Annotated in this window: 17 protein-coding genes and 1 riboswitch; of the genes, 16 read left to right on the top strand and 1 reads right to left on the bottom strand. The window is 34.9% G+C overall.

Annotation, left to right across the window (positions count from 1 at the left end; all coding sequences use genetic code 11):
• Positions 1-12: 12 nt before the first annotated feature.
• Positions 13-795: a sulfite exporter TauE/SafE family protein gene (locus BUE10_RS06065; protein WP_073483326.1), complete on the bottom strand. Its 783-nt coding sequence runs from the start codon at positions 793-795 to the stop codon at positions 13-15.
• Between the two features lie 299 nt (positions 796-1,094).
• Here BUE10_RS06065 and BUE10_RS06060 point away from each other — a divergent pair, with 299 nt between their 5' ends.
• The 16 genes from BUE10_RS06060 (at position 1,095) to BUE10_RS05985 (ending at position 22,928) form a co-directional block, all read left to right on the top strand.
• Entirely contained in the window at positions 1,095-1,982 is an 888-nt protein-coding gene (locus BUE10_RS06060) for a sulfite exporter TauE/SafE family protein (RefSeq protein WP_073483324.1), read from the top strand.
• A gap of 22 nt (positions 1,983-2,004) precedes the next feature.
• Positions 2,005-2,718 (top strand): phosphoadenylyl-sulfate reductase, encoded by a 714-nt coding sequence (locus BUE10_RS06055; RefSeq protein WP_255369092.1) that lies wholly within the window; start codon positions 2,005-2,007, stop codon positions 2,716-2,718.
• A gap of 256 nt (positions 2,719-2,974) precedes the next feature.
• Positions 2,975-3,874 (top strand): sulfate adenylyltransferase subunit CysD, encoded by a 900-nt coding sequence (gene cysD, locus BUE10_RS06050; RefSeq protein ID WP_035645595.1) that lies wholly within the window; start codon positions 2,975-2,977, stop codon positions 3,872-3,874.
• Positions 3,875-4,000: 126 nt separating this feature from the next.
• On the top strand, positions 4,001-5,245 hold the full coding sequence (locus BUE10_RS06045) for a sulfate adenylyltransferase subunit 1 (RefSeq protein WP_073483320.1): 1,245 nt from the start codon (positions 4,001-4,003) through the stop codon (positions 5,243-5,245).
• Between the two features lie 164 nt (positions 5,246-5,409).
• The gene (locus BUE10_RS06040; RefSeq protein WP_073483318.1) at positions 5,410-7,500 is read left to right on the top strand and encodes a HEPN domain-containing protein; all 2,091 of its coding nucleotides are present in this window, start codon (positions 5,410-5,412) and stop codon (positions 7,498-7,500) included.
• A complete protein-coding gene (gene cobA, locus BUE10_RS06035) occupies positions 7,493-8,266 on the top strand; it encodes a uroporphyrinogen-III C-methyltransferase (RefSeq protein ID WP_073483316.1) in 774 nt (257 codons plus the stop codon). The genes BUE10_RS06040 and cobA overlap by 8 nt, the downstream gene beginning before the upstream one ends.
• 129 nt (positions 8,267-8,395) lie before the next feature.
• Positions 8,396-8,977 carry a precorrin-2 dehydrogenase/sirohydrochlorin ferrochelatase family protein gene (locus BUE10_RS06030; RefSeq protein WP_073483315.1) on the top strand — a complete coding sequence of 194 codons (582 nt, stop codon included), beginning with the start codon at positions 8,396-8,398 and terminating at the stop codon, positions 8,975-8,977.
• A gap of 153 nt (positions 8,978-9,130) precedes the next feature.
• Positions 9,131-10,183 (top strand): NAD(P)/FAD-dependent oxidoreductase, encoded by a 1,053-nt coding sequence (locus BUE10_RS06025; RefSeq protein WP_073483313.1) that lies wholly within the window; start codon positions 9,131-9,133, stop codon positions 10,181-10,183.
• Between the two features lie 317 nt (positions 10,184-10,500).
• Positions 10,501-10,617: riboswitch (SAM riboswitch) on the top strand.
• A gap of 379 nt (positions 10,618-10,996) precedes the next feature.
• Positions 10,997-12,001 (top strand): homocysteine S-methyltransferase family protein, encoded by a 1,005-nt coding sequence (locus tag BUE10_RS06020; RefSeq protein WP_073483311.1) that lies wholly within the window; start codon positions 10,997-10,999, stop codon positions 11,999-12,001.
• A 149-nt stretch (positions 12,002-12,150) separates the two neighbouring features.
• Entirely contained in the window at positions 12,151-12,585 is a 435-nt protein-coding gene (locus BUE10_RS06015) for a hypothetical protein (protein ID WP_073483309.1), read from the top strand.
• Between the two features lie 236 nt (positions 12,586-12,821).
• Positions 12,822-15,497 carry a methionine synthase gene (gene metH / locus BUE10_RS06010; protein ID WP_073483307.1) on the top strand — a complete coding sequence of 892 codons (2,676 nt, stop codon included), beginning with the start codon at positions 12,822-12,824 and terminating at the stop codon, positions 15,495-15,497.
• A gap of 168 nt (positions 15,498-15,665) precedes the next feature.
• Complete coding sequence (gene metF / locus BUE10_RS06005) at positions 15,666-16,622, top strand: methylenetetrahydrofolate reductase [NAD(P)H] (protein WP_073483305.1); 957 nt, start codon at positions 15,666-15,668, stop codon at positions 16,620-16,622.
• 127 nt (positions 16,623-16,749) lie between these two features.
• A complete protein-coding gene (locus tag BUE10_RS06000; RefSeq protein WP_073483303.1) occupies positions 16,750-17,403 on the top strand; it encodes a class I SAM-dependent methyltransferase in 654 nt (217 codons plus the stop codon).
• A 126-nt stretch (positions 17,404-17,529) separates the two neighbouring features.
• Positions 17,530-18,753, top strand: a complete 1,224-nt coding sequence (locus BUE10_RS05995) for a dicarboxylate/amino acid:cation symporter (protein WP_073483301.1) — start codon at positions 17,530-17,532, stop codon at positions 18,751-18,753.
• 117 nt (positions 18,754-18,870) lie between these two features.
• The gene (locus tag BUE10_RS05990; protein WP_073483298.1) at positions 18,871-20,265 is read left to right on the top strand and encodes a pyridoxal phosphate-dependent decarboxylase family protein; all 1,395 of its coding nucleotides are present in this window, start codon (positions 18,871-18,873) and stop codon (positions 20,263-20,265) included.
• Positions 20,266-20,561: 296 nt separating this feature from the next.
• Positions 20,562-22,928, top strand: a complete 2,367-nt coding sequence (locus tag BUE10_RS05985) for a TonB-dependent receptor (RefSeq protein ID WP_073483295.1) — start codon at positions 20,562-20,564, stop codon at positions 22,926-22,928.
• Positions 22,929-22,981 lie beyond the last annotated feature (53 nt).

Raw genomic sequence — 22,981 nt, 5'->3', positions numbered from 1 at the left:
GTGAAAAATATTTTAAAAAATCAATTTATATCCTGCAAGGAAAAGCATTACAGCGATAGCATTTCTAAGAAATAAGTCCGGTACTTTTCCACTTAAACTACTACCGATATAAATTCCGGGAAGAGATCCTAATAATAATTGCCCTAATAACGCTAAATCTAAATTTCCCATCGAAGCGTGGCCAATTCCTGCAACTAAAGTCAACGGAACAGCGTGAGCAATTTCAGTTCCTACCAAACGAGGCGTTGGTAAAAGCGGATAAAGGAAAAATAAAGTTACCGTTCCTAAAGCGCCGGCTCCAATTGAAGTTAAAGTTACAGTAGCTCCCAGTAAAATTCCAATTCCTACAGTAAGCATATTTTGAGTATGACTTTCGCTATGAAATTTATCTCCAGCATGTTTTTGAGAAAACTTTAAAATTCTGTTTTTAAATATAATAGCAATTGATGTGAATAATAGGGCCCAGCCTAAACTGTATTTAATTACACGATTAATAGTTTCAATATCAGTTTTAATACTATTTAATATACATAAAGTCACTAAGGCAGCAGGAATACTTCCTAATGTGAGCCAGCCGGTAATTTTCCAGTTTATATTTCCCTTTTTATTATGTACAAATACACCTCCGGCTTTAGTAAAAGCGGCATAAAGTAAATCTGTTCCCACAGCGGTAGTTGGTGGAATATTAAAAAATAATAAAATTGGAGTCATCAAGGAACCACCTCCAACGCCAGTCAATCCAACAATAAAACCTACTACTAAACCTGCAATTACAAGACCTATTTGAAAATCCATACAAAAAATTTGTCGCTAAAATAACGACATTTTTATAATTATCCTATGGAAATTGTAGAGATTAAGATATATTTATATAACCAAACATTTCAGAGGAATATATTGTTTAAATATGATGTTATAAGGTATTATTTGTGAAATTAATTCAATTATTTGTTTCAACGTGATCCAGAGGAAGTTAAAGGTTTAAAAAAACGAGAATATTTGTTTTGATTTTTAGAAATAAATAGTATTTTTGCAAAGTAATCTATTAACCCGATAGGGTAATAGGTTTTGAAAACAAATTCAATCATTTTAATATGGAAAGAGAACTGAAAATAAATACTGCCGATTCTTTTAAAGAAAAGCTATGGATTGGAATTCCTGTTGTTTTACTAGTAAGTTTATTAACTGTATTAATATACAATCATCACGCTGAATTTTCGTGGAATGGATTTGTAGAAGGATTTAATGAAGAATTTTTAGTGTTTTTTGCCATTGGAGTTTTCGCTCAATTAGTTGACGGAACTTTAGGAATGGGTTACGGAGCAACTTCAACTTCATTTTTATTAGCTTATGGAGTTCCGCCGGTTGTAAGCAGTACGGCAGTGCACGTATCTGAAATGTTTACAACAGGAGCATCGGCACTTTCACATCATAGATTTGGGAATATCAATAAAAAACTGGTAAGACATTTATTAATTCCAGGTGTTTTAGGTTCAATTACAGGAGCTTATTTATTATCGGATGTTATTAATGGAGATGTTATTAAGCCGTTTATTGCAGTTTACATGATTATTTTGGCAGTTGTTATCATTAGAAAAGCATTGAAAAAAACAATTGTTAAGAAAAAAACGAAAAGATTAGGCGCTTTAGCTGTTTTTGGAGGTTTTATGGATTCTGTTGGCGGCGGCGGCTGGGGACCAATCGTAACTTCAACATTATTAGGAAGAGGAAGAAATCCGAGATATACAATTGGATCAGTAAATGCAGCGGAGTTTGCAATTTCATTTGCAAGTGGTATTACTTTTATGCTTTTTGGAGGAATTCACGGCTGGCAGGTAATCATCGGATTAATTTTAGGAGGAGTTATTTCAGCGCCATTAGCAGCTTATTTGGTAAATAAAATCAAAAGAAAGCCAATGATGGTTGCGGTGGGAATTCTAATTATATTATTGAGTTTAAAAACATTATCTAAATTATTATAATTCTTTAGATACGGAGAAAGAGATTATGAGTGCGAATATTGTACAAGAATTATTAGAGAAAACAAAAGATTTTTCGCTGGATGAAACCTTAGTTTTTTTAGCAGAAGAATTTCCGGGAAAAGTAATTTTTTCCACTTCTTTTGGACAGGAAGATCAGGTAATTACAGATTTTATTGCAAAAAGTAATACTGATATTGCCGTTTTTACTTTAGACACAGGAAGATTGTTTCAGGAAACTTACGACGTTTTTCACAAAACATTAAAAAAGTATAAAAGACCTATTGAAGTTTTTTTTCCAGAAGCGACTGCGGTAGAAAATCTTCTAAAAGAAAAAGGACCAAACAGCTTTTACGATTCAGTTGAAAACAGAAAAGAATGCTGTTTTATTCGAAAAGTAGTTCCGTTAAGAAAAGCTTTGGCAGGAAATTCAGTTTGGATTACAGGTTTAAGAGCCGAACAATCAGAAAACAGACAAGATTTACACTTGTTTGAATATGATGGAAACTTCGAAATCATAAAATTCAATCCGTTACTAAAATGGACTTTAGAAGAAGTTGAAACGTATCTGCAAGAAAACAATGTTCCGCAAAATGCTTTACACAAACAAGGTTTCGTAAGTATTGGCTGTGCGCCTTGTACAAGAGCCATTTTTCCAGGCGAAGATATCAGAGCCGGAAGATGGTGGTGGGAATCGAGCCATAAAGAATGTGGTTTACATAGCGCTAAGAAGGAATAAGTCTAGACTTTTAGAAGCAAGAAGCTAGAGACAAGAATATAGAGAATAGAATAAAGAATATAGATTTAAAGTTCCGAAGGAACGATTCATATTGTAGCGCCGGATTTTAATCCGGGGAGAGATAGGGGAAGAAATTTATATTTTATGGGTTTTAACCCGATGAAGAATAAAGAACAGAATAAATAGCGTAAAGTTTTAGAGTAACTCACAACTTAAAACCTGAAACTTGAAACTAAAAAATATCAAACAAAAAACAATGAGTTCAGTATTAAAAACAAACGCTTTAGAGAGTGAAGCGATATACATTTTCAGAGAAGTAATTTCACAGTTTGACAAACCGGTTTTACTTTTCTCAGGAGGAAAAGATTCTATAACATTAGTGCGTTTGGCGCAAAAAGCATTTTTCCCTGCTAAAATTCCGTTTCCTCTATTGCACGTTGATACGGGACATAATTTTCCTGAAACAATTGCTTTCAGAGATAAATTGGTGGAAGAATTAGGTTTGGAGTTAATCGTTCGTAATGTTCAGGATGCTATTGATGAAGGAAAAGTAGTTGAAGAAACCGGAAAATATTCTAGTAGAAACAGCCTGCAGACAACAACACTTTTAGATGCAATCGAAGAATTTAAGTTTGATGCTTGTATTGGTGGGGCGCGTCGTGATGAAGAAAAAGCAAGAGCGAAAGAACGTATTTTCTCTGTTCGTGATGATTTCGGACAATGGGACGAAAAAAATCAAAGACCTGAGTTGTTTGATATTTTGAATGGAAAAATTGAAAATGGACAAAACGTTCGTGTTTTCCCAATTTCAAACTGGACAGAATTAGATGTTTGGAGTTATATCGAAAAAGAACATATCGAGATTCCTTCAATCTATTTTTCACATAAAAGAAAAGTTTTTTTGAGAGACGGTTTAATCTGGTCGCATTCTCCTTTTGTGTACCAAGAAGAAGACGAACAAATCGAAGAAAGAATTGTTCGTTTCAGAACCGTTGGAGATATGAGTTGTACGGCAGCAGTTGAATCTTACGCAGCAACAATTGAAGAAGTTGTAGGCGAAATTAGAGAATCAACAATTTCTGAAAGAGGAGCCAGAATAGATGATAAACGTTCTGAAGCTGCAATGGAAAAGAGAAAACAACAGGGATACTTTTAATTCAATTAAAAATTGAGAATTAAAAATTAAGATCAAGAAAACAAAAAATACAGATTTAAATTTTAGACAAAGTTTTTCAACTTGAAACTTGAAACAAAAATTTAAACCTGAAACAAAAAATACAGAATGGAAGTTTTAAAAATAGCAACAGCAGGAAGTGTAGATGACGGAAAAAGTACTTTGATTGGGAGATTATTGTATGATACAAAATCATTGACGACTGATAAAATAGAAGCAATCGAAAAAAGCAGTAAACAAAAAGGATACGATTATCTTGATTTTTCTTTGGCAACTGATGGTTTAGTAGCAGAAAGAGAACAAGGAATCACGATTGATGTTGCGCACATTTATTTTTCGACTGCAAAGAAAAGTTACATTATCGCCGATACTCCGGGTCACGTAGAATATACAAGAAACATGGTTACAGGAGCTTCGACTTCTCAGGTTTCTATTATTTTAATTGATGCCAGAAAAGGTGTTATCGAGCAGACTTACCGTCACTTTTTCATCAATAATTTATTGAGAGTAAAAGAGGTAATTGTTGCCATCAACAAAATGGACTTAGTAGATTACTCAGAAGAAGTTTTCAATAAAATCAAAGCTGATTTTCAGGCATTAAATGCAAAAAGTACTTTCAAGGAACAAAATGTAAGTTACATTCCTTTAAGTGCAATCAACGGTGGAAACGTGGTTGATAAATCAGAGAATATGCCTTGGTATGACGGACAAACTGTATTAGAACATTTAGAAGGATTGCATGCTTCTGATGTTTTTGAAGCAGGAAAAGCACGTTTTCCAGTTCAAACCGTTATTCGTCCAAAAACGGAAGAATACCATGATTTTAGAGGTTATGCAGGAAAATTATACGGAAACTCAATCAAAGTTGGAGATGCTGTAACGGTTCTTCCATCTTTAACAGAATCAAAAGTATCTAAAATTCACTTTTTCGATAAAACATTTGATGAAGCCGTTGCAGGTTCTTCAATCACAATTGAATTAGAAAATGATATCAATGTAACGAGAGGCGATATGATTGTAAAATCAAGCGAACTTCCAAAAATTGAAAAAGACATTACCACAACAGTTTGCTGGATGGACAGTAAAAAACTGGTTCCGGGAACTAAATATTTGGTACAACACAATACAAACAGAGTTTTAGCAAAAGTAGAAAGCATTAAAAATACAATTGCAACAGATTACTCAGGAACGACAGAAGCTTCACAATTAGCAATCAACGAAATTGGAGAAGTAACGATCAAATTAAGCAAACCGTTATATTTTGATTCATACAACGAAAACAAATCAAACGGAGCTTTCATCTTAATTGATACAGCAACTAACACAACAGCAGGAGTAGGATTTATTCGCTAGTTTCACTGCTGTAAGCAATAAGCTTTAGGCTGTAAGCTTTTAGCAAAAAACGAAGAATCAAGGTTTGTAATAAGCTTAAAGGTTATTGCCTAAAGCCTAAAGCAAGAAAACACAAAGTTAATAAAGCTTAAAGCGTATAGCCTAAAGCCTAAAGCGTAAAAGAAATGGAAAGTTTTAGAACAGAAATAGAAAATCCGGTAGTTCAGAAGGAGATTATCGAATTAGAAAAAAAGATTCACTTATTCCGCGGAGGAAAAATTGATGATGAGCGTTTTCGTAGTCTTCGTTTAGCGCGTGGGATCTACGGTCAGCGTCAGGAAGGCGTTCAGATGATTCGTATCAAACTGCCTTATGGTAAAGTTACCAGTGAGCAATTAGTGCGTATTACACAAGTTTCTGATGAATATTCTACAGGGCGTTTGCATATTACAACACGTCAGGATATCCAGATTCACTACGTAAGTTTAGACAGAACACCAGAACTTTGGGCAGATTTGGCTAAAGACGATATTACGCTTCGTGAAGCTTGTGGAAACACAGTTAGAAATATTACAGGAAGTGAATTAGCTGGAGTTGATGTAAACGAACCATTTGATGTTTCGCCTTATGCACACGGACTTTTTCAATATCTACTAAGAAACCCAATTTGTCAGGAAATGGGGCGTAAATTCAAAATTTCGTTTTCTTCTTCAGACGAAGATACCGCTTTGAGTTATTTACACGATTTAGGATTTATTCCGAAAATTAAAGACGGACAACGCGGATTCAAAATCATGTTTGGTGGAGGTTTAGGATCTCAGCCGGCGCATGCCGAATTGCTTTCAGAGTTTGTTCCGGTAAACGAAATCATTCCAACAGCAGAAGGAATCATCCGTATTTTCGATAGATATGGTGAGCGTGCAAAAAGAATGAAAGCGCGTATGAAATTCTTAATCAAAGAAATGGGAAGAGATGTTTTCCTTGATTTGGTTGAACAAGAGAAAAAAGCCATCGCTTTTGAAACATACGAAATTGATACAACCGCTTTTGATGGTCCAATTACAGAACCAGTATTAGAAGTTCCGCAAGTTACAATTGAAGATACTGCAGCTTATGAAGCGTGGAAAAAATCGAATGTAATTAAGCAGAAACAAGACGGTTATTACGCTATTGGAATCAAAATTTTATTAGGAGATTTTTATACTGATAAAGCAAGATTATTAGCCGCTTTAATTAAAAATTACGGAGCAAACGAATTACGTTTTTCATTGCGTCAAAATATTGTAATACGTCACATAAAAGAAGAGAATTTGCCTTTCTTTTATCAGGAATTAGCCAAGTTAGACTTTGTTCAATTGGGGTATAATTCTACAGGAGATATTACGGCATGTCCGGGTACTGATACTTGTAATTTGGGGATTGCAAGTAGTACCGGTATTGCAGAAGAATTAGAAAGAGTTTTAATTGCCGAATATCCTCAGTATTTAAACAACCACGAAATCGAGATTAAAATTTCGGGCTGTATGAATGCCTGCGGACAACATAATATGTCTGCAATTGGATTCCAGGGAATGTCTATCAACTCAGGAAAACTGGTTGCTCCAGCATTGCAGGTTTTATTAGGCGGAGGAAGATTAGGAAACGGAGCGGGACGTTTTGCTGATAAAGTAATTAAAATTCCAAGCCGTAGAGGCCCAGATGCATTACGTACCATCTTAAATGATTTTGATGCGAATTCAAATGGAGAAAAATTCCTTAATTATTATGATGCAAAAGGAGAGAAATATTTCTATGAAATTTTAAAACCTTTCGCAGACGTAACCAATTTAACAGAAGCTGATTTTGTAGATTGGGGTAATGCAGACAATTACGTAAAAGCAGTTGGAGTAGGAGAATGTGCCGGAGTTGTGATCGATTTAGTAGCGACATTATTGTTTGAAGCGAAAGAGAAATTACTATTGGCTCAGGAATCTTTTGATAACCAAAAATGGTCAGATGCTATTTATCATGCTTATGCAGGATTTGTAAATGGAGCAAAAGCATTGTTATTGTCAGAAAATCAAAAAACAAACCATCACGCAGGAATTGTAGATTTGTTTGATACTGTTTTTGTTGAAAATAATAAAATCGAATTAAACTCAACTTTTAAAGACTTGGTTTATCAAATCAATAAAAATGAACCATCAGAAGTTTTCGCTAAAGATTATATTGCTCAGGCAGTAGTTTTCTTTGATAAAATCGAAACATTCAGAGCTCAGGAATTAGAAAATGCTTAATATAAAACCCAAAATAACTTTAGTTGGTGCAGGTCCGGGTGATCCTGATTTACTTACGCTAAAAGCTGTAAAAGCATTGGCTGAAGCTAATGTGGTTTTATACGACGCTTTGGCCAACGAAGAAATTCTGGATTACGCGCCAAAAAATGCCATCCGAATTTTTGTTGGAAAAAGAATCGGAAATCATGCTTACACGCAAGATCAAATCAATCAATTGATTGTGGATAATGCACTGACATACGGAAACGTAGTTCGATTAAAAGGTGGAGATCCATTCATTTTTGGAAGAGGAAGCGAAGAAGTAGAATTTGCAGAAAGTTTCGGAATAGAAACTATCGTAGTTCCCGGAATTTCGTCTGTAGTTGCTGTTCCTGCAAGCCAAGGAATTTCAATAACAAAACGTGGCGTTTCAGAAAGTTTTTGGGCAATTACCGGAACAACTTCTGATAGAAAATTATCTTCAGATGTCGCTTTGGCAGCGCAATCTTCTGCAACTGTTGTGATTTTGATGGGAATGCACAAATTGCCTCAAATCATCGATTTGTTTCAAAAAGAAGATAAAGGAAATTTGCCCGTTGCAATCATCCAAAACGGAACAACAGCAGATGAAAAAGTTGGAGTTGGAACAGTTGATTCGATTCTAAATATTGTAAAAGAAAAAGAATTAGGTTCACCCGCAATTATTGTTTTAGGCGAAGTTGTCCGCGAAAGCAACAAATTAAAAGGATTTTACGAAGAATTTCTATCAAAAGAAGTTTCAAGATAAAGTTCCGAAGGAACGATTCATATTGTAGCGCCGGATTTTAATCCGGGGGAAACAATAAACATTGCAATATTAGATTTTCCTAATGTTCAACAAAATCATCTAATTTTGTTTAGATGAAATTAAATTAAAATGGAACAAAACGAATTATATCCAATATTTCTAAAACTTCACAATCTGAATGTTTTAATTGTGGGTGGAGGAAATGTAGGTCTGGAAAAGCTTTCTTTCTTGCTAAAGTCAAGTCCAAATGCAAATGTTGAGGTAGTGGCAAAAGAATTTCATTTAGAAATTAAAGTTTTAGCAGAAAAACATCCTTCGATAAAATTGACAAAATCGAAGTTTAAAAAGAAAATGCTCGAAAAGCGTCACATGGTAATTGCCTGTACAGACGATTTGAAAGTGAATAAAAAGGTTTACGAATTGTCGAGAAAGCGTTATTTGATTTGCAATATTGCCGATACGCCAGATTTGTGTGATTATTACTTAGGCGGAATCGTAACAAAAGGAAATGTAAAAATTGCTATTTCGACCAACGGAAAATCGCCAACAACGGCAAAAAGGCTTCGGGAATTTTTTGAAGAAGTAATACCAGAAGATATCAATCAAATGGTTGAAAACCTCAATGAATATCGTAAAACCTTAAAAGGTAATTTTGAAGAAAAAGTGAAGAGAATGAACGAAATAACCGATTCATTGAAGAATAAAGAATAATAAAAAAGTTCCGAAGGAACAATTTATATTGTAGCGTCGGGTTTCAACCCGATGGATGAACGAGGAGAAATGAATAATGATAAAAATCATTGTCAGGAGAATAAATTATTCGTTTCTTTGTATTATTAAGAATGATTATAAACAACAAACATAATGATTAAAACAGATATACTTATAATTGGAGCAGGCCCAACAGGTTTATTTGCCGTTTTCGAGGCAGGATTGTTAAAATTAAAATGCCACATTTTAGACGCTTTGCCTCAGCCAGGTGGACAGCTTTCAGAATTATATCCTAAAAAGCCTATCTATGATATTCCAGGTTTCCCAGAAGTTTTAGCCGGAGATTTAGTCGATGGTTTAATGGAGCAAATTAAACAATTTGAGCCAGGTTTTACCTTAGGAGAGCGTGCAGAAACAATCGAAAAACAAGAAGACGGATCTTTCATTGTAACTTCAAACAAAGGAACTAAATTTCACGCGCCAGTTATCGCAATCGCTGGAGGTTTAGGAAGTTTTGAGCCTCGTAAACCACTTATCGAAGATATCGAGTTTTATGAAGATAAAGGAGTAAAATACTTCATCAAAAATCCAGAGAAATTCAGAGACAAAAGAGTTGTTATTGCAGGAGGAGGAGATTCAGCATTAGACTGGAGTATCTTCTTGGCAAACGTAGCTTCAGAAGTAACTTTAATTCACAGAAGAAACGAATTTAGAGGGGCTTTAGATTCTGTAGAAAAAGTACAGGAATTAAAAACAGCTGGAAAAATCAAACTAATTACTCCGGCAGAAGTTATCGGAATTAACGGAGCAGAGCACGTTGAATCATTAGATATCGAAGAAAACGGAGCACATCGTAAAATCGAATGTGACTACTTCATCCCACTTTTTGGATTAACACCAAAATTAGGTCCAATTGGTGATTGGGGATTAGAAATCGAAAAAAATGCCATCAAAGTAAACAATGCATTAGATTACCAAACGAACATCCCGGGAATCTTTGCCATTGGAGACGTAAATACATACCCAGGAAAATTAAAGTTAATCCTTTGCGGATTCCACGAAGCAACTTTAATGTGCCAGGCTGCATACGGAATCATCAATCCAGGTAAAAAATATGTATTGAAATATACAACGGTTTCTGGTGTAGACGGTTTCGACGGAACTCGTAAAGAAGCTCCAAAAGCGGTTGTGAAGGCGATTGTTTAAGTTTCTGAGACTCTAAGATTTTATATACAAGCTCAAACTTTTAGTTTGAGCTTTTTCATTTTATTATGCATTGATGTTTTAAGAAATCTACATAAAATATAGCTAGTGGTTTCAACCACTGGAACGCAATCCATACACAATCAATGATTACAATACGAAAAGAATTATCACAATGCCTTTCCCGTGGTTGAAACCACGGGCTATGTTTGAAAAACAGTATTCAATTTTAAAATCTTAGAACCTCAGAACCTTAGAAAAAAAACATTTGCAAATCGAAAGCCTATTTCATACCTTTGCACTGTTCTTAAAATTATTGTCAGTTATCACGAAAGGCGGAGGGATAGACCCGATGAAACCTTAGCAACCCTTTATCATAAAGAAGGTGCTAAATTCTACTTTATACGACATTTTCCAGTATTAAAGATAGATAACACAAATACATACTCGTATTTCTCAAAACTTTTCCTGACAACTTATAATATTTACTGAAACAGATTCTGTATCAGGAGCGAATCATTGGCGCATTTTTGCAGTCAATAGTTCCCGCTTTACGTTGCAATCTTTTGCTTTTTTAAAGGAAAAAATCAAAAGGATTTCCACTTCAAACGGAGTTCACTGAACTCCTATGAAAATAGAAATTAAGTGAAGTAATCGGGGCTAATGAGCCAGCAATAGTGCACTTTTGGAATTAATGTGAATAAAAAATATCGAAGGTTAAACCCGACAGGTTTCAAAAACCTGTCGGGTTTAAATAGAGCCTTTAAATTATAATTAAAAAAGCTTGGTGCCTTAGTGCCTTAGCGGCAAAAGAATATGGCAATTACGATAAAAGAAGCAATAAAAAAAAATATCCTAATCCTTGACGGAGCAATGGGAACAATGTTGCAGCGCTATAATTTCTCAGAAGAAGATTTCAGAGGAGAGCGTTTCAAAGATTTTCCGCATCCGTTAAAAGGGAACAACGATTTACTATCCCTAACACAACCACAAGCGATCCGCGATGTTCATGCTGCTTACTATGAAGCCGGTGCTGACATAGTAGAAACCAATACCTTTTCAGGAACGACAATCGGTATGGCCGATTATCACATGGAAGATTTGGTTTACGAGTTAAACTACGAATCGGCAAAAATCGCAAGACAAGTAGCCGATGAGTTTACCGCTAAAAACCCGAACAAACCACGTTTCGTAGCTGGTTCAATCGGACCGACAAACCGTACAGCAAGTATGTCGCCAGATGTAAACGATCCAGGTTACAGAGCAGTAACGTTTGACGATTTACGAATTGCGTACAAAGAGCAAGTAGAAGCCTTAATGGATGGTGGCTGTGATTTACTTTTAGTAGAAACGATTTTCGATACTTTAAATGCAAAAGCGGCACTTTTTGCAATCGAAGAAGTAAAAGAAGAACGTAATCTTGATATTCCAATCATGGTTTCAGGAACGATTACAGATGCATCTGGAAGAACACTTTCAGGACAGACTGTTGAAGCGTTTTTGATTTCAGTTTCGCATATTCCGTTATTAAGCGTAGGATTCAATTGCGCTCTTGGAGCCGATTTGTTGAAACCGTATTTAAAAACATTAGCGCATAATACAAGTTTTAATGTTTCGGCGCATCCAAATGCAGGATTGCCGAACGCATTCGGGCAATATGATGAAACACCAGAACAAACTCAAGCTTTCATTAAAGAATATTTAGATGATAATTTAATCAATATTATTGGAGGTTGTTGTGGTACAACTCCGGATCATATTAGATTAATTGCTGAAGTTGCGAAGGATTATAAGCCTAGAATAGCACCAGTTATTGCGTAAACGTTTCCTGCAAGGTTTCCAAAACCTTGTAGGTATGATTTTGTTTACGAATAAAAAGTAGAAACCTACAAGGTTTTGAAAACCTTGCAGGTTGAATTGAAATTAAAATGTTCGGAAACAACAGAATTTATTCGATTGAAAATTAAAAAGTGGAAGAAAATAAAAGAGATATAGATAAAATCAAGGGATTTGCAGGAATAGCTCTGATAGCACTAATATTTTTGGTTAGTATTTTTTCAAATAAGAATGAAAAGAAGTATGATGAACACGATAAAAATTTAAAAGGAGAAACAATAGGGCTTACAACTAGAGTCAAATATCACAGAAAAACTAGGTCTTTGAGATATTATTTTTATACAAATAAAAAAGTTTTAGCTGAGGTTACTATTGATTATGGACATGTAAATAAGTTTTATAAAGTAAAATACGATTTAGACAACCCAGAAAAAAACTATATAGTTTTAGAAGAAGAATTACAACCTGATTCAATTTCATTAGTTAAAGCAGGATTTACTAAAACTAAATATTATGTATATGATGCAGGAGTAACTTGCAAATATATAGAGCATTCAAAATGGAAATAAATGTTCCGTAGGAACAAATGGCTGGTAGCATTGCGTGAGGGATAGAAGCGGTTAGCCCACAGCCTGACGAAGGAAGAGCGAGGACTATTAGCGGATAGCTCGACCCGGAGGGACACGCCCAAATTAAAATATAGAAAACAAATATACCTGCAAGGTTTTTAAAACCTTGCAGGAAAGAAATAAGAATAAAAAACTTAGAACCTTAGCATCTTAGGATCTTAGTAACTTTAAAAAAAATGACAGAAAAAAGAAGAGACCTTGTATTATCAGGATTAGAACCATTAATTATTACGCCGGAAAGTGTTTTCGTAAATGTTGGTGAGCGTACAAATGTAACAGGTTCAAGAAAATTCCTAAGGTTAATCAAGGAAGAGAAATATGACGAGGCGCTTGATATTGCAAGACAGCAGGTAGAAGGTGGAGCACAGATCATTGATATTAATATGGATGAGGGAATGCTTGACGGTGTTACTGCAATGACTAAATTTTTGAATTTAATTGCTGCAGAACCAGATATTTCGAGAGTGCCGATTATGATCGACAGTTCGAAATGGGAAATTATTGAAGCTGGTCTGAAAGTAGTACAAGGAAAAAGCGTTGTAAACTCGATTTCATTAAAAGAAGGAGAAGAAGCTTTTGTTCACCACGCGCGATTAATCAAACGTTATGGAGCTGCGGCAATTATCATGGCATTTGACGAAGTAGGTCAGGCCGATAATTTCGATCGTAGAGTGGAGATTTGTCAGCGTTCGTATGATATTTTGGTGAACAAAGTAGGTTTTCCTCCTCAGGATATTATTTTCGATTTGAATATTTTCCCCGTTGCAACCGGAATGGAAGAACATCGCTTAAACGCTTTGGACTTTTTTAGAGGAACAAAATGGGTTCGCGATAATTTACCTCACGCGCATATTAGCGGTGGAGTAAGTAACGTTTCGTTTTCTTTTAGAGGAAATGATCACGTTCGTGAAGCCATGCACTCTGTGTTTTTATACCATGCGATTAAAAATGGAATGACGATGGGAATCGTTAATCCGGAGATGTTGACGATTTACGATGATATTCCGAAAGATTTATTAGAACACGTTGAAGACGTAATTTTAGATAGACGCGACGATGCGACAGAACGGCTTTTAGATTTTGCTGAAAATGTAAAAGGGGAAGTAAAGAGCGATGAAAAAGCCGTTCAGGAATGGCGTTTTGGAACGGTTCAGGAGCGTATTACGCACTCATTGGTAAAAGGAATTGATGCTTTTATTGAAGAAGATGTTGAAGAAGCACGTTTGGCAGCGACAAAACCAATCGAAGTTATCGAAATCAATTTGATGACGGGAATGAATGTAGTTGGAGATTTATTCGGAAGTGGAAAAATGTTCCTGCCTCAGGTTGTAAAATCGGCTCGTGTAATGAAAAAAGCGGTGGCTTATTTACTGCCTTTTATCGAAGCAAGTAAACAAGCCGGAGATAAACAAGGAAACGGAAAAATCCTGATGGCAACTGTAAAAGGGGATGTTCACGATATTGGTAAAAACATCGTTTCAGTGGTATTGGCTTGTAACAATTACGAGATTGTAGATCTTGGTGTTATGGTACCTCCGGAAAAAATTATTGCTGCGGCGATTGAGCATAATGTAGATATCATAGGTCTAAGTGGACTGATCACGCCTTCGCTTGATGAAATGGTTTACTTAGCCAAAGAATTAGACAAACAAGGAATTAAAATCCCGATTATGATTGGCGGAGCAACAACTTCGCGTGCGCATACGGCCGTGAAAATCGCGCCGCAATACAGAGAAACTGTAATTCACGTAAACGATGCATCGAGAGCGGTTACTGTTGCAGGAAATCTGTTAGATCATAACCGAAAAATATATGCGGCGGATATTCGTGCAGAATATGATTCTTTTAGAGAAACATTTTTAAATCGTTCAAGAGATAAAAACTTCCTGACGATTGAAGATGCCCGTAAAAACAAATTACCATTGGATTGGTCTGAATATACGCCAACTAAGCCAAAAGTAATTGGAAAACAAACCATAGAAATAGAACTGGATGTTTTGGTTCCGTATATTGACTGGACACCATTTTTTCAAACTTGGGAATTGCATGGAAAGTTTCCTGCAATTTTAACGGATGAGATTGTGGGAGAGCAGGCAACTTCTGTTTATAATGATGCTAGAGAAATGTTAAACACTATTCTAGCTCAGAAAAAACTAAAAGCAAAAGGTATTTACGGAATTTTCCCTGCGAATCAGGTTGATGACGACGATATCGAATTGCGTGATGAAAACGGAAAAGTTTTGGAGAAATTCTTAACGCTTCGTCAGCAGTCACAAAAAACAAAAGGAGCACCAAATATAGCTTTAGCCGATTTTATTCTGCCAAAAGAAAGCGGAATAGAAGATTACATGGGAGCTTTTTGTGTAACCACAGGTTTTGGTGTAGATGAATGGGCAGCGGAATATGAAGCTAATTTAGATGATTATAATTCGATTATGGTAAAAGCGCTTGCCGATCGTTTTGCTGAGGCTTTCGCCGAATATCTTCACGAGAGAGTTCGTAAGGATTTTTGGGGTTATGATTCAGAAGAATCTTTAACCAACGAAGAATTGATTAAAGAAAATTATAAAGGAATTCGTCCGGCTCCGGGTTATCCGGCTTGTCCAGATCACTTGGAAAAACCAACTATCTGGAAACTTTTAAATGTAGCCGAAGAAATTGGAGTGACCCTGACAGAAAGCATGGCGATGTGGCCGGCTTCATCAGTTTCTGGATATTATTTCGGAAATCCAAAAAGCAGATATTTTGGACTCGGAAAAATAAAAGAAGACCAAGTAGTAGATTACGCTAAACGTCGTAATGTTCCAACTGATTATGCCATGAAATGGTTAAATCCTAATATAGCAGATTAACAAAAAGTTTCAGGTTTCAGGTTTAAAGTTTCAAGTTCTCTACAGCAACTTGAAACCTGAAACTTTAAACTTGAAACAAAATAAATTATTGATTTACGTTTTTTGATTTCAGATTTTTTACACGAACTAAAACTCAAAATTCATAACTCATAATCCATAACTTAAGAAATGAAAGTAACAGAGCATATAGAAAACGCCAAAGGAAAAACATTATTCTCATTTGAAATTATTCCGCCTCAAAAGGGGAAAAGTATTCAGGAATTATACGATAATATCGATCCGTTAATGGAGTTTAAACCGCCGTTTATTGACGTAACAACGTCTCGTGAAGAGTATATTTACATTGATCGCGGTAACGGACTTTTGGATAAAAAACTGACTCGTATGCGTCCGGGAACGCTTGGAATCTGCGCTTCTATAAAACATAAATACAATGTAGATACCGTTCCACATTTGCTTTGTGGCGGCTTTACGCAGGAAGAAACCGAATATATGCTGGTTGATTGTCAGTATTTGGGAATCAACAACGTAATGGCACTTCGCGGCGATGCGATGAAAGACGAACAATCTTTTGTGCCAAAAGCTGGGGGAAATCATTATGCGATTGATTTAGTACGACAAATCAACGATTTAAACTGCGGAAAATATCTGCATGAAGTGATGGATATCGATAATAAAGCTGATTTTTGTATTGGTGTTGCAGGTTATCCTGAAAAACATTTAGAATCACCATCTTTACAATCAGATTTAAAAAGATTAAAAGAAAAAGTTGACGCAGGGGCAGATTATGTGGTAACGCAAATGTTTTTTGACAACTCAAAATATTTTGCCTTTGTAGAAAAAGCAAGAGAAATGGGAATCACAATTCCTATTATTCCTGGAATTAAACCAATTGCGGTTCAAAGACATTTACAAGTTTTGCCACAGATTTTCAGAATCGATTTGCCGGAAGATTTAATCGATGCAGTTGATAAATGCAAAAACAACGCTGAAATCAAACAAGTTGGAATCGAGTGGGCGATTCAACAATCATTAGAATTAAAAGCTGCCGGAGTTCCGTTTTTACATTATTATTCAATGGGTAAATCTGAGAATATTCGCCAGATCGCGAGTCAGGTTTTTTAAGGTCATTGCGAGGAACGAAGCAATCTCACGCTGCATATTTTTGTTAGTGCGGTTGCTTCGTTCCTCGCAATGACAAACGAAGCTTGGAATTTGGATTTTTTTAATTTGGAATTTAACTTTTGCAATCATGAAACAAGAAGAATTACAAGCCATAGCCTCTCAATTAAAACATCCATCGGGAGAAAAAGGAATCGAAATGGCGAATATGATGAACGAAACGAACATCAATATGACCCGTCATTCGATTCAAAATCTCAATATATCCAAAGAGAATAAAATTCTGGAATTAGGTCACGGAAACGCTGGCCACGTAGAATTTTTATTCGAACAAGCAGAAAATCTGAAATATTACGGATTGGAAATGTCGGAATTAATGTTTCAGGAAGCGCGCCAAATAAACAGAAATTTTGTCTCTCAAAAACAAGCTTTCTTTTCATTGTATGACGGAAATAAAATTCCGTTTGAAGATGAATCTTTCGATAAAATATTTACTGTAAATACCATTTATTTCTGGCAGGAACCTGAGAAATTGCTTTTAGAAATTTATAGAGTTTTAAAGCCAAATGGTAATTTCTGCTTAACATTTGCTCAGGAAGATTTCATGAAGCAATTGCCTTTTACACAATTTGAATTCGAATTATACAGTACTGAAAAGGCTCAGCAATTAATTGAAAAAACGCCTTTTAAAATTGTTTATACTGAAAGTCAAACAGAACAAGTAAAAAGCAAAACAGGCGAACTTGCCGACAGGGTTTTTACTACGATTGTTCTGGAAAAATAGTTTTTTGCCACAGATTAAAAGATTTAAAAGGATTTTAATCTGTGGCAAAAAAGAATTAATTCTTGCATTTTTTTGAGTACTTTCATTCTATATTATTAACCTTTCTGAATATAATCCTCTACAATTATGGAAGTTAAAAAAATCAATTTTCTACAAAATTACAGCAGTATACTTTTACTTCTTGGAGGTATTATAGTTGGGAGTATTTTTGGATTAGTGTTTGGAGAAAAAGTTTTGGTAATAAAACCGCTTGGTGACATTTTCCTGAATTTACTTTTTACCGCTATTATTCCACTTATATTTTTCACGATTGGTTCTTCCATTGCTAATTTGGAAAGAACAGAAAAACTAGGAAAACTGTTTGTGATTATGATTCTGGTTTTTTTGGCAACGATTCTTATTTCAGGAATTGTAATGATTTGTGCTGTGTATCTTTTTCCAATTCATCAGGATATAGCCATTACCAAAGTTCCATTTGAAAAGATTGAATCAGGATCAGCTGGAGATCAAATTGCGAAACTACTTACGGCAAATGATTTCTTCGAACTATTGTCGCGAAAAAGTATGCTGGCGTTGATTATTTTCTCCTTTTTAATTGGCTTTGCAACATTGCAGTCGGGAGAAAAAGGAAATGCTTTTAAGAGCTTTCTGGATTCCGGAAACGAGGTTATGAAACAGCTATTAAACATCATAATGAAATTTGCGCCAATTGGTTTGGGAGCATATTTTGCTTATCAGGTTGGTATTTTTGGTCCGCAGTTGTTTGGAGTTTATGCAAAACCTATGGCAGTTTATTATGCGGCCTGTATTTTCTATTTCTTTGTGTTTTTTAGTTTATACGCACTAGTCTCTGGCGGAAAAAGAGCTTTTAAAGTTTTTTGGAGCAATAATATCACGCCTTCATTAACAGCAGTTGGAACTTGCAGCAGTATTGCAACGATTCCGGCAAATCTGGATGCTGCACAAAAAATGGGAATCCCGTCGCATGTTCGCAATTTGGTTATTCCGCTTGGTGCACCTTTGCACAAAGACGGATCGAGTATGTCATCCATTTTAAAAATAACCTTTTTGTTTGCTATGTTTGGCAAAGATTTTACAGATCCAATGACTATTCTTCTAGCTTTAGGAATTACTGTAATAGTTTCAATAGTCGAAGGAGGAATTCCAAACGGAGGTTATATTGGCGAAATATTGGCCATTACCGTTTACGGTTTCCCAATGGAACAAGCACTTCCAGTTGCTATGATTTTGGGAACTTTGGTTGATCCAATTGCTACTTTACTCAATGCAAACGGTGATGTAATCTGCTCGATGATGGTTTCGAGATTCTCCGAAAAAACCAAGTGGTAGCTTCGGTATAAAAATTTTCCTCTCAAAAATAATTCTTAAAAACAACTTTATCTCGCATGTAAAGGCTTCGACTTCGCTCAGCCTGACAATGACGCTGATCAAATAACTTATGTAAATATGAACACAATACTACAAGACGATCTAAACGATTTAGAAAATATCTTAGAAAAAGCAAAACAACAAGGTATCGATTTTCTTAATAATCTTGAAAACATTCCAACATCCAATACCAATAAAATTGATCCCAAACGAGATTTAAACGAGTTAGGTTTAGGCTCAGAAAAAGCTTTAAAAGAATTTAATGAAAGACTAGCGCCTTTATTAGTTTCGTCTCCAGGGCCGCGTTATTGGGGATTTGTAACGGGAGGATCAACTCCGGCTTCTATTGTTGGTGACTGGCTGGCAACAGTTTACGATCAAAATACACAATCGATAACATCACAAGGAGGAAATTCTGCTTTAATAGAATTTGAAACGATTAATCTATTATTGCAATTATTAGAACTTCCAGACTCTTTTTTGGGCGGATTTGTAACGGGGGCAACAATGTCAAATTTTACCAGTTTAGCTGTTGCGAGACAATGGTTTGGAAAACAACTTGGAAAGGATTTTGCTAAAAACGGAATTTCAGAAACCATACATATTTTAACTGCAACGCCGCATTCTTCTTCCATAAAATCATTATCGATGTTAGGAATTGGAAGTCAGAATTACACCGTAGTAAAAACAGTTGAAGGCAATCGTGAAGCAATTGATATTGCTGATTTAGAATTGAAAATTAAAGAATTAAACGGAAAACCTTTTATACTAATTTCAAGTGCCGGAACTGTAAATACTGCAGATTTTGATGATTTTGAAGCTATTTCAAATCTAAAAGAAAAATACAATTTCTGGTGGCACGTTGATGGTGCTTTTGGAGGTTTTGCCGCAACTTCAGAAAAATACAAACATCTTGTAAAAGGCTGGGAAGAAGCAGATAGTATTACAATTGATTGTCATAAATGGCTTAATGTCCCTTATGAAAGTGCTTTTTATTTAATTAAAAAAGAACATGTAAACCTGCAGATTGAAACATTTCAGAATTCGAATGCACCATATTTAGGAAATCCGCTGGAGAATTTTAATTATTTAAATGTTCTTCCTGAAAATTCACGTCGTTTGAGAGCACTGCCGGTTTGGTTTTCATTAGTAGCTTACGGGAAAGAAGGTTTTTGTGATATTATCGAAAAGAGTACTTCATTGGCACTTCATTTTGGAAATGCCCTTATTGAAGACGGCAACTTTGAACTTTTGGCTCCAATTCGATTAAATAATGTTTGTTTTACTTTAAAAGGAGACGAAAATCAAGATAAAGTGAGCGAGTTTTTAACCAAACTAAATGATACGGGAACCGTTTTTATGACGCCGACTGTTTATCAAAATAAAAAAGGAATCCGGGCTTCATTTGTAAATTGGCGAACAACAAAAGATGATATTAAAATAGTTTTAGATGAAATGAAACTGCTTATCTAAAAAAGCAATAAAAACTTTTTTACAAGTCCTGCTAACTTCGGTTAGCAGGACTTTTTTTATGGGGTTTGTAAGGTTTTTAATGATTTAAACATTGTGATTTTAACTTATTTTCAATTTTATTTAATAAAAACTTAAATCAATATTAATTAAATCTTAAGAATTGATAGATTTTTTTATTGATATTTTATTTTAATGGTTAATTTTGTTCTTATTTAGAATAAATAAAAATAAATTTGTTTTTATTTGTGTTTGTATGTTAATTTTGTGCCAAATTTAATTTAAATCAAATTAATATAATGCAAATAAATAGACTGTTAATCCTGATTTTATTGTTCTTCATTTCGCCTCAGGGTTTCTCACAAAATAGCAAAGTAAACTTAAGTGGTGTTGTTTTAGGAAATAATGGAAAACCTGCTGAAGGTGTTTCGGTGGCATTAAAAGGCACATCTTATTCAACTTTAACAAACGAAAAAGGAGAATTTGAAATTAGTGCTGTACCAGGTAACTATACTTTATCGATTACTTATGTTGGCTATAAATCAAAACAAACCAAAATAAATCTGGACCAGTCTAAAACAATTTCGGCAATCACTATCGAAGAGGATATGGCTGCTCTAGATGAAGTTCAGGTTAAAGGAAAATCAAAAGTGCAGCGCGTTCGGGAAGAAGCTTTTAACATTACGGCAGTTGATTTGAAACAGCTTTATAATACTTCTGCCGATTTAAATCAGGTTTTAAATAGAACTACCGGAGTTCGTGTGAGAGAAACAGGAGGAATGGGTTCTGCTTTTAATTTTTCGTTGAACGGTTTTTCCGGAGATCAGGTTAAGTTTTTTATGGACGGAATTCCATTAGATAATTACGGCCCATCTTTTACATTGAATAATATTCCAACAAATATGGCGGAAAGAATTGATGTTTATAAAGGGGTTGTACCAATTGAATTAGGAGGTGATGCTTTAGGAGGTGCAGTAAATATTGTAACAAATAAAAATGTAAACAGATATATTGATGCATCATACAGTTATGGATCTTTTAATACTCATAAGGCTGCATTAAATACACGTTTTACCAGTAAAAATGGTTTTGTAACCAATCTTAATGCTTTTTTAAATTATTCTGATAATAGTTATAAAGTCGAAGCTCAGGTTCCAGATCCTATAACAGGACTTTTTGGACCACCGGAAGATTTGAAACACTTTCATGATGGTTACAAACAAGCAACTGTTATAGCAGAAGTAGGAGTAAAAGACAAAAAATATGCAGATTACTTGTTAGTTGGTGTTACTGGCAGTGCAAACAAAAAGGAAGTACAACAAGGGCCTACTATGTTTAGAGTTGTTGGTGATGCTTTTGAAGACAGCCACAATTTTGTTACTTCATTAAAGTATAAGAAATCAAATTTGTTTACTAAAGGATTAACGGCAACTTGGGCAGCATCTTACAACATAGCAGAAGAACGCAAGGTTGATACTTCATCCAGAAGATTTACATGGAGAGGAGTGCGTACAGACGTGCCGGCTTACAATAGTTCAGGAGAAATTAATACTGTTAAAACTTTAATGGTTTACGATGTAAAATCTCTTCAAAGTAATGCTAATTTAAAATATGAATTAGATGAGAATAACACATTTGCTCTAAATTATACTTATGTAGGATATAAGCGTAAGGAGGATAACGAATATATAACTACAGACAAACCAACAAAACCATTTTTGAATAAAAACATTGTAGGTTTTTCATATAGTTTATCGGCGTTTGAAAAAAGACTGTCTTTTACAGCTTTTGGAAAAATGCTTGATTTAAAAGGAGAAGTGACAACAGATCCGGGTACAACTTCAGAAAAGGTAGTCAAACCTTCCTTTAACAATTTTGGTTATGGCAGTGCCGCAGCTTATTTTTTAATTCCTGAAACGTTACAGGTTAAAACATCTTTTGAGCATGCTTACAGGATGCCATCAGCACTTCAATTATTAGGAGATGGTCTTAGAGTAAGTCCAAGTCCAAATCTTCAGCCGGAATCTAGTGATAATTTTAATTTTGGATTTTCATATAAAAATGCTGCTGTGATACATTCTTATGGAGCAGAAGCAAATTTTATCTACAGAAGAGCTGATGATTTTATACAAGACAGGCAAGATCAAAGCAATCCATCAAAAAGTAAAGCGATTAATTTTAAAAACATACAAGTAACCGGGGTTGATGGAGTTTTGCATTATGGCTACAAAGACTGGCTGGTTTTAGATTTAAACGCAACTTATCAAAAAACGGTTAATAAAGACGCAACGGTTTCTCCGGGTACCAATCAGGTTAATTATTTGTATAATAAGCAACTAGCAAACGTGCCAATTTTGTACGGTAATGCCAACTTAGGATTTAATTTCAAAAAAATTGGGTTCGAAGATGACTTCCTTACCATTAATTTATTGACAAATTACTCCAGCAGCTATTATTTAAGAAATCCAAATCTTGGAGAAACAGGAAAAAAGGAGATTCCAGAACAGCTTTTTTATTCTGCATCTGTAGCTTATTCACTTAAAAACGGACGATATAACATTGCATTAGAATGTTATGATATTACAGATGTCAACTTATACGATTATTTTAATGTGCAAAAGCCCGGGCGATCATTTACATTAAAACTTCGTTATTTCTTCATGTAATTTTTCTAATACTATATAAAAATTAATTCCAGAAACAGTTGAAGTTGCTGGTA

This window comes from Flavobacterium sp. CF108 (genome assembly GCF_900129795.1).
Classification (GTDB): Bacteria; Bacteroidota; Bacteroidia; order Flavobacteriales; family Flavobacteriaceae; genus Flavobacterium.
The sequence above is the reverse complement of the archived record's forward strand: the minus strand, read 5'-3'. Positions and strand labels throughout refer to the sequence as shown.